Source organism: Flavobacteriales bacterium (assembly GCA_013001705.1).
Classification (GTDB): Bacteria; Bacteroidota; Bacteroidia; order Flavobacteriales_D; family JABDKJ01; genus JABDLZ01.
This window is the reverse complement of record JABDLZ010000142.1, coordinates 1-7415: the sequence shown is the minus strand read 5'-3', so window position 1 is coordinate 7415 and position 7415 is coordinate 1. Positions and strand designations below refer to the sequence as shown.

Here is a 7415-nt window from a genome sequence, read left to right as displayed (position 1 = left end):
CGCGTATTATCCAGCAATTCATCATAGCTCTCATCCGTACGGATCCTATCCGTGGCCTCTGCTATGTACTGGGTATCAAAGACATTATTGACATTGACCCGTGCCTTGGCATCCAATCCTGCAAATTGGAAAGTCCAGGTCAACCCAGCATCCACAAGCCCATAATCTGGAAGTTGGAGTACCTGTATGCCAGCTTCTTCCACATCGTCCCTGTCATCTGGACTATAGCTCGCATAGAGATTATCAAAGTAGAAGCATTGAGCATCTACAGAAAGATCTCGGGTCAGATTGACCGAGGCATTCAGTCCGAAGGTAGTCTGTGCGGCATCTCCTACTTTGAGACCGTCTATGAAGTACTCTTGCTCTCCAATGACCTCATTGTTCTCATCAGAGATAACACCGCTTGGATTGTTGGTCCATTCCCAATTATTCAAGGAAGCGAAGCCGGTCACAGTCACATTACGCACTGGAAGGAATGTGAAATCCAATTCCAGACCGCTATGCAAGGCATTGACTCCGAGTAGATTCAAGAAGAGGATATCTTCAGTGACGGGATCCTCATAAGTCGATACATCGGTCTTATCTTCCCATTGGGTCCAATACCCGTTGAGGTTCATAGAGAAGTTCCTTCCACGATATCCGTAGCCGAGCTCGACTGATGTGATCTTCTCGTTGACTGCATCCTCATTGGCCGCATCGTTATCAAAGGTCGGGAAGAGTGCATCGAAATAGGGTGCTCTGGATATGTATCCACCATTCAAGAATACATTGTGGTTCTCGTTGAGATTATAATTCGCGCCTAGTTTCAAATTTCCTCCGGTGAAGGATAACCAATCGGTGGTATTGTCACTATCCGGCTCGGAAAAGAAGTCGATCCTACGCATTTGGGTGTTGTTGAACGCACCAGACACGAATGCCGAGAGTTGATCCTTACTGTATTCCAACTGACCGAAGAGTCCGTACCAGTTGATATTCTCATCATTGTTATAATCGATACGCTCATCGCGGTCTACATTCCCCCATAGACGCTCAGCATCGTTGGTCGGTTGCACGAGATTTCCCCATTCTCCTTCTTCTTGGATCCCATCTCCATCCAGATCGACCCAATCGAATTGATTGTTGATATTGTCGTCATCGAACCAATATTCAGCACCCATGAGATTGACGGTCTTCCTGTAGTGCGAACCGGTGTAGAATCGGACATCCAGACCTCCGGAGAGAGTCAATGTCTCGCTCAATTCCGTAGTCAAAGTCGACAATACACCATACCAGTTGTGCTGGTTCATAGATGCCCTTTTGATCAGTCCGTTCTGACCATTGGCCGCAATCTGTGCGGTTCCGGTCTCGCCTTCAGCTGTCTCATAATTCAGCGCGACCATGCTGGTGTCGTAGAGGCTATTTGCCTGACCAGAGTTATACAGGTACCATTGATCGTATTGATGGTGACCGTAGACATCCCGTGGCTGACGGAATTCACGGCCACGATAGGCTCCATCCTCTCTGACGAATCCTCCTAGATCACCGGTTCCTCCTCCTCTACCAACAGAACCATACACAGCCGTGACCAATGTGGTCCCTTCGTTCATCTGCCAGATGTGGTTCAGGTTGGCCTGAGGCTTATGGTAGAAATTCTCGCGAATCAGGAAATCCTCTCCTTGGAATTTGCCATAGTCATCATTCCAACGGATGCCGTAGACATCGCGCTGGTCTCCGATATTGTGTTGGAAGTCACGCTGTCCGTGGCGTTGAGGAGCCCCGAAAACCGTGAAGATCAATTGCTGGTCTTTACCGAGTTCCTTGGCCACCGAGCCGAAATAACTCCATGCATCGATATACGCTCCTTCGATATATCCATCGCCTGTTGTACGACTCCCTGTGAAGGTGAAGGCCCAGCCGTTATCAGTTCGACCGGTGGACAGTGTCATTCCGGTCTTCTTATATCCATCATTTCCGATGGAAGACCATACCGATCCACCTTTACGCTGATCCGTGGTCTTGGTGATGATGTTGATGGTCCCCCCAACAGAGGTGATCGCCAACCTCGATGCTCCCAGTCCACGCTGCACCTGCATCGTGCGGGTAACATCTCCCAGACCGGCCCAGTTGGACCAATATACCCGGTTGTCCTCCATACCACTTACAGAGATACCGTTGATGAGCAGTGCAAAATTCTCCTGACTGAATCCACGGATATTGATCCGAGCATCTCCGAATCCACCACCTTGTTTGGTCGTGTAGATGGAAGGCGTGGACTTCAGCAGTTCTGGGAATTCCTGATTACCAAGTCGCTCTTCGATCTGCTTTGCAGAGATGGTGGATACGGCAACAGGAGTCTTCCTATCCACAGCCACACTGGCTACGACTTGGATCTCTTTCAGTCCGATGGATGAAGATTCCATCTTCAATGTCCCTATGTCTGCAGCTGCACCGTCTTTGACCATCACTTTTTCAGTGATATCATCAAAGCTGACATAGGACACCTTGACGGTATGCTCACCAGCAGTCACATTCTTTATCTCGAAATTCCCTGAAAGATCGGTCAGGGCTCCTTTGGTCGAGTTATCCAGCCTTACTGTGGCTGAGATTATGGCTTCACCGGACTCTGCATCGATCACTTTTCCCACAATTGAGCCTTGTGAGAATGATAATGTAGAGATGGCCAGTGCAAGCACAGCTATCATTAAACGTTTCATCTGATTTGGAAATTAAGGTTATAGACAAATGTACCTAGCACCTTTAAATCCCTCCCAGATGATCGTTAGCCTTCAATTAAGAATTATACACCATGATCGGGGAAAACCTTGACTCTTAGTTAATTGAAATGCGTTGCATAGCATCAGCCTTCCAATGAGAAAAGGGCCCGAAGGCCCTTTCCGATAGGTTGAAATATGTTCAGCGATGATCAGCCTCCGAAATCATCGAAGCTCACATTCTCCTCTGGTACTCCCCAGTCATCACACATCTTGAGTACCGCTTGGTTCATCAGTGGTGGACCGCAGAAATAGAATTCTATCTCTTCGGGTTCATCGTGATGCTTGAGATATTGATCGATCACCGCTTGGTGTACGAATCCTACAAATCCATCGCCTTCCTCATCATGGATGTCCTTCTTCTCTACCCAATTATCCTCGGGCAGAGGCTCAGAAAGAACCAAGTAGAACTTGAAGTTGGAGAATTTCCTTTCCAAGGATCGGAAGTGCTCGATGTAGAACAACTCCCTCCGTGAACGACCACCGTACCAGTACGTCACCTTTCTTCCTGTCTCCAGGGTCTTGAAGAGGTGATAGAGGTGTGATCGCATAGGGGCCATCCCTGCACCACCACCGATGTATAGCATCTCTGATTCGGTCTCCTTGATGAAGAATTCTCCATAAGGTCCAGAGACCGTTACGGTATCTCCGGGTTTCTGAGCGAAGATGTAGGAGGATGCGATGCCTGGATTGACATTCATCCAGCTGTTCTTATTTCTGTCCCAAGGTGGTGTAGCCACACGTACGTTGAGCATGATGCGCTTCCCTTCTGCCGGATAGCTGGCCATGGAGTAGGCCCGCACGACTTCTTCATCGTTCTTCATCTTTAGATCCCACAGACCGAACTTGTCCCACTCAACTTTGAATTTATCCGGCTCGCCTGGATGGTCCTCTGGGTGGGCAGTGATGTCGATATCCTTATAATCGATCTCACAAGGTGGTATCTCGATCTGGATATATCCACCTGCTTTGTAGTCCATCTCTTCAGGCAGTTCTACAATGAACTCCTTGATGAAGGATGCCACGTTATAGTTGGAGACTACCTTGGCTTCCCACTTCTTGATGCCGAAGATCTCCTCATCGATCTCCACAGCCATGTCCTCTTTTACCTTGACCTGGCATCCGAGTCGATAATTCTGCGCTATCTCTTTGCGGCTGAAGTGAGGTTCCTCTGTAGGTAGGATGGATCCTCCACCCTCATGTACCTGACAGATACATTGGATACAGGTTCCTCCTCCTCCACATGCTGATGGAAGGAATATCCCATTGTTGCTCAGTGTGGTCAATAAGGTATCTCCTCCTTGCACCTCGATGGTCTTCTCATCGTTGATGGTCAACTTGACAGGTCCTGAGGGTGAGAGTTTGGCCTTGGCAAAGAGCAGCACGCTCACCAATAGAATGATGGCCAAGAGAAAAACGATTACGGCTATAATGACTGTAGATCCCATGATTTACTGTCCTCTCTATTTATTTAAAGTTCTATTCCCATGAATGCCATGAAGGCCATACCCATGAGTCCTGTAATGATGAATGTGATGCCTAGTCCCTTCAAAGGTGCAGGGATGTTGGAGTATTGGATCTTCTCTCTAATGGCAGCAATGGCCACGATGGCCAAGAACCAACCGACTCCCGATCCCAATCCGAATGCCGTGGCATCCCCGATGGTCGCATACTGACGTTCCTGCATGAACAGGGCTCCTCCGAGTATAGAGCAATTCACTGCGATCAGTGGTAGGAAGATTCCCAATGCACCATAGAGTGCAGGTGAGAATCGTTCTACGATCATTTCCACGAGCTGTACCATGGATGCGATCACGGCAATGAAAAGGATGAAGCTCAAAAAGCTCAAATCGATGCTTGCGTACTCGGCACCCAACCAAGTGAGCGCACCTTCTTTGAGCACGTAGTTCTCGAGTAGATAGTTGATCGGTACGGTGATTCCCAATACGAATATGACCGCTGCACCTAGACCAACGGCTGTCTTCACAGTCTTGGAAACGGCCAGATACGAACACATGCCTAAGAAGTAGGCGAAGATCATGTTCTCTACAAAGATGCCTTTGACGAAAATGTTTACTGCTTCCATGATGATCAGGCTTCTATAAGATTGGTATTACGCGAGCGCTGAATCCAGATAATGACCCCTACCGTGATTAGAGCCATCGGAGGTAGGATCATCAGGTTGTTGTTCATGTAGAATCCGCCATTGGACATCATCCAGCTCTCAGGAATGAATTTCCAACCCCAGATAGCTCCCGAACCGAACACTTCCCGAACCACTGCAACTGCGATCAAAATCCACGCGTATCCTAAGGCATTTCCCAAGGCATCGAGGATAGATGGCCACTGCTTGTTACCCATGGCGAAGGCCTCGAAACGCCCCATGATGATACAGTAGGTGATGATGAGCCCTACGAATACCGACAGTTTCTCACTGACATCAGGCACATAGGCCTTAAGTGTCAAGTCGACCAAGGTCACCAGCGTAGCGACCACGACCAACTGAACGATGATCCGGATACGACTGGGGATGAGATTCCGTATGGTAGAGATGATCCAGTTACCCGCGATCATCACAAAGAGTACGGATAGGCTCATGAATACGGCCTGCTTGACCTGTACGGTGATCGCCAGTGCAGAACAGATTCCCAGTACCTGAATGGTGATAGGGTTGTTCTCATTCAGCGGATCGGTTATCAGCCGCTTGTTCTTCGGAGAGAATAAGGGCTCAGAGGGAGCCTTTACCTCCTGTTTTTCTTCTACTGCAACCTCACTCATGATGCGCGTTGTTTTTTGAAGTAATTGTCATAGATGGCCAAGGTGCGATAGACCATCTCGGCCACACCGTTACTCGTAATGGTACCCCCAGTGATGCCGTCCACGGCATTCTTATCATCAGGAGATGATGTTCCTTTCACGACCGAGATCGAGACGAAATCCCCATCCTCATAGGTGCTTTCTCCTTCGAATTGCTCTTCAAAGAAATCCTCTTTGATCTCGGCTCCCAGACCAGGGGTCTCGGTCTTGTGGTCGAAGGTGGCCCCATAGACCGTCTTCATGTCCGATTCCATCGATACATATCCCCAGATAGGTCCCCACAGTCCAGTACCTACCATCGGTACCACGTAGTAGGTCTCTCCATCTTTCTCGGCTTTGAAGAGCGGGTAATTGACAGGCAACTCACTGACCTTCTCGATCAGTACGGGCTTATCGTTCTTATTGGCCTGAACGATCTTGGAGACCATTTGTTTGTATTCCTTTCTCACGTCCACGTTGAAAGGGTCTTCGGCATCAGCCGGGTCGACCGGCCCTGTAGCACTTCTGATCACTTCACCTTGGGCATTGACCAAGATGCGTTCAGTGACCATGGTATTGAATATCTCAGCGGCATTCTCCCGAGTGGATTCCACATCGATAGATCCCAGGATGTCCATCATCTTCTTGTCCGCCTCGTTCTTCTTGATATCGGGCTTGAGGCCCATCGATACCATAGCCAATGAAGCTCCGACCAGGATCACCATCACTGCTGCGAATCCGAACGTATACCCGTTTCCTTCTTTATTGATTGCCATGATTGAGATTTAGGCAGTTTGTAATTTGAGTCTTTTCTCGCGTCTCTTGATATTGGCCGCAATTACGTAGTGATCGATCATCGGGGCCATCACATTCATAAAGAGTATCGCTAGCATGATTCCTTCTGGATAGGCCGGATTGAACACCCGTATCATGATTCCAAAGAATCCTGCAAAGAATCCATAGATGTATTTCCCGGTCTGTGTCTGAGCAGCGGTCACAGGGTCAGTGGCCATGAATACCATACCGAACATGAAGCTACCGACCATCAACTGATGGAGAGGAGGAAGTTCCATGAATGCATTGGCTCCCCATAGATTGAAGAGGGATGCCATAACGAATCCTCCAACGAACATAGAGGCCATGATGCGCCAAGAAGCAATGCCCGTGATGAGCAGGAATGCAGCTCCTAAAAGAATGGCGATGACCGAGGTCTCTCCTACCGACCCAGGGATCATTCCTATAACCGACTTAGACAAGGAGTATATTCCACCATCCGCAAACATTTCCATCTTGCTGGTGGCCAATTCACCGGTCTTGTCCTGACCTACAGTGAGGGCGAGTTCTCCCAGAGCAGTGGCTCCTGTATACCCATCCACTCCTCCTGCCTCCGGTATCCATATCTCACCCGAGATCTTGGTGGGGTAAGCAAAGAAGATGAAAGCCCGAGCAGTGAGCGCTACATTGAGGATGTTCATCCCTGTACCCCCGAAGATCTCTTTCCCGATGAGTACCGCAAAGATGGTGGCCACAGCCAGCATCCAGAGAGGTACATCGGCCGGCATGGTCAAAGGGATGAGCATTCCGGATACCAGGAATCCCTCCTGTACCGGGTGATTGTTCTTGACGGCAAGGAAGAATTCCACTCCCAGTCCGGCAGCATACGAGACCACCACGAGCGGCAATACCTTTTGCATACCATAGAGCATATTGGGCCAGAACTCACTCGGCAGCCCATTGGACAGGTGATGGAAATGTCCCACATTCCACATACCGAAGAGCAGGCAAGGTACCAGCGACACGATGACGAAGAACATGGTACGCTTCAGATCGATGGCGTCACGGATATGTGAGCCATGCGATGTCGTATGG

Annotated in this window: 6 protein-coding genes; all 6 read right to left on the bottom strand. The window is 49.1% G+C overall.

Annotated elements, in window-relative coordinates:
* The coding region (locus tag HKN79_05885; GenBank protein ID NNC83088.1) for a TonB-dependent receptor at nt 1–2693 on the bottom strand (2693 nt) is incomplete at its 3' end.
* A 209-nt stretch (nt 2694–2902) separates the two neighbouring features.
* The gene (locus tag HKN79_05880) at nt 2903–4198 is read right to left on the bottom strand and encodes an NADH:ubiquinone reductase (Na(+)-transporting) subunit F (protein ID NNC83087.1); all 1296 of its coding nucleotides are present in this window, start codon (nt 4196–4198) and stop codon (nt 2903–2905) included.
* Nucleotides 4199–4221: 23 nt separating this feature from the next.
* The gene (nqrE, locus tag HKN79_05875; GenBank protein NNC83086.1) at nt 4222–4836 is read right to left on the bottom strand and encodes an NADH:ubiquinone reductase (Na(+)-transporting) subunit E; all 615 of its coding nucleotides are present in this window, start codon (nt 4834–4836) and stop codon (nt 4222–4224) included.
* Between the two features lie 5 nt (nt 4837–4841).
* On the bottom strand, nt 4842–5528 hold the full coding sequence (locus tag HKN79_05870; GenBank protein NNC83085.1) for an NADH:ubiquinone reductase (Na(+)-transporting) subunit D: 687 nt from the start codon (nt 5526–5528) through the stop codon (nt 4842–4844).
* Nucleotides 5525–6322, bottom strand: coding sequence for an NADH:ubiquinone reductase (Na(+)-transporting) subunit C (nqrC, locus tag HKN79_05865; protein NNC83084.1), 798 nt, complete (start codon nt 6320–6322; stop codon nt 5525–5527). The genes HKN79_05870 and nqrC overlap by 4 nt, the downstream gene beginning before the upstream one ends.
* A gap of 9 nt (nt 6323–6331) precedes the next feature.
* Nucleotides 6332–7415: NADH:ubiquinone reductase (Na(+)-transporting) subunit B (locus HKN79_05860; GenBank protein ID NNC83083.1), on the bottom strand; the 1084-nt coding region annotated here is incomplete at its 5' end.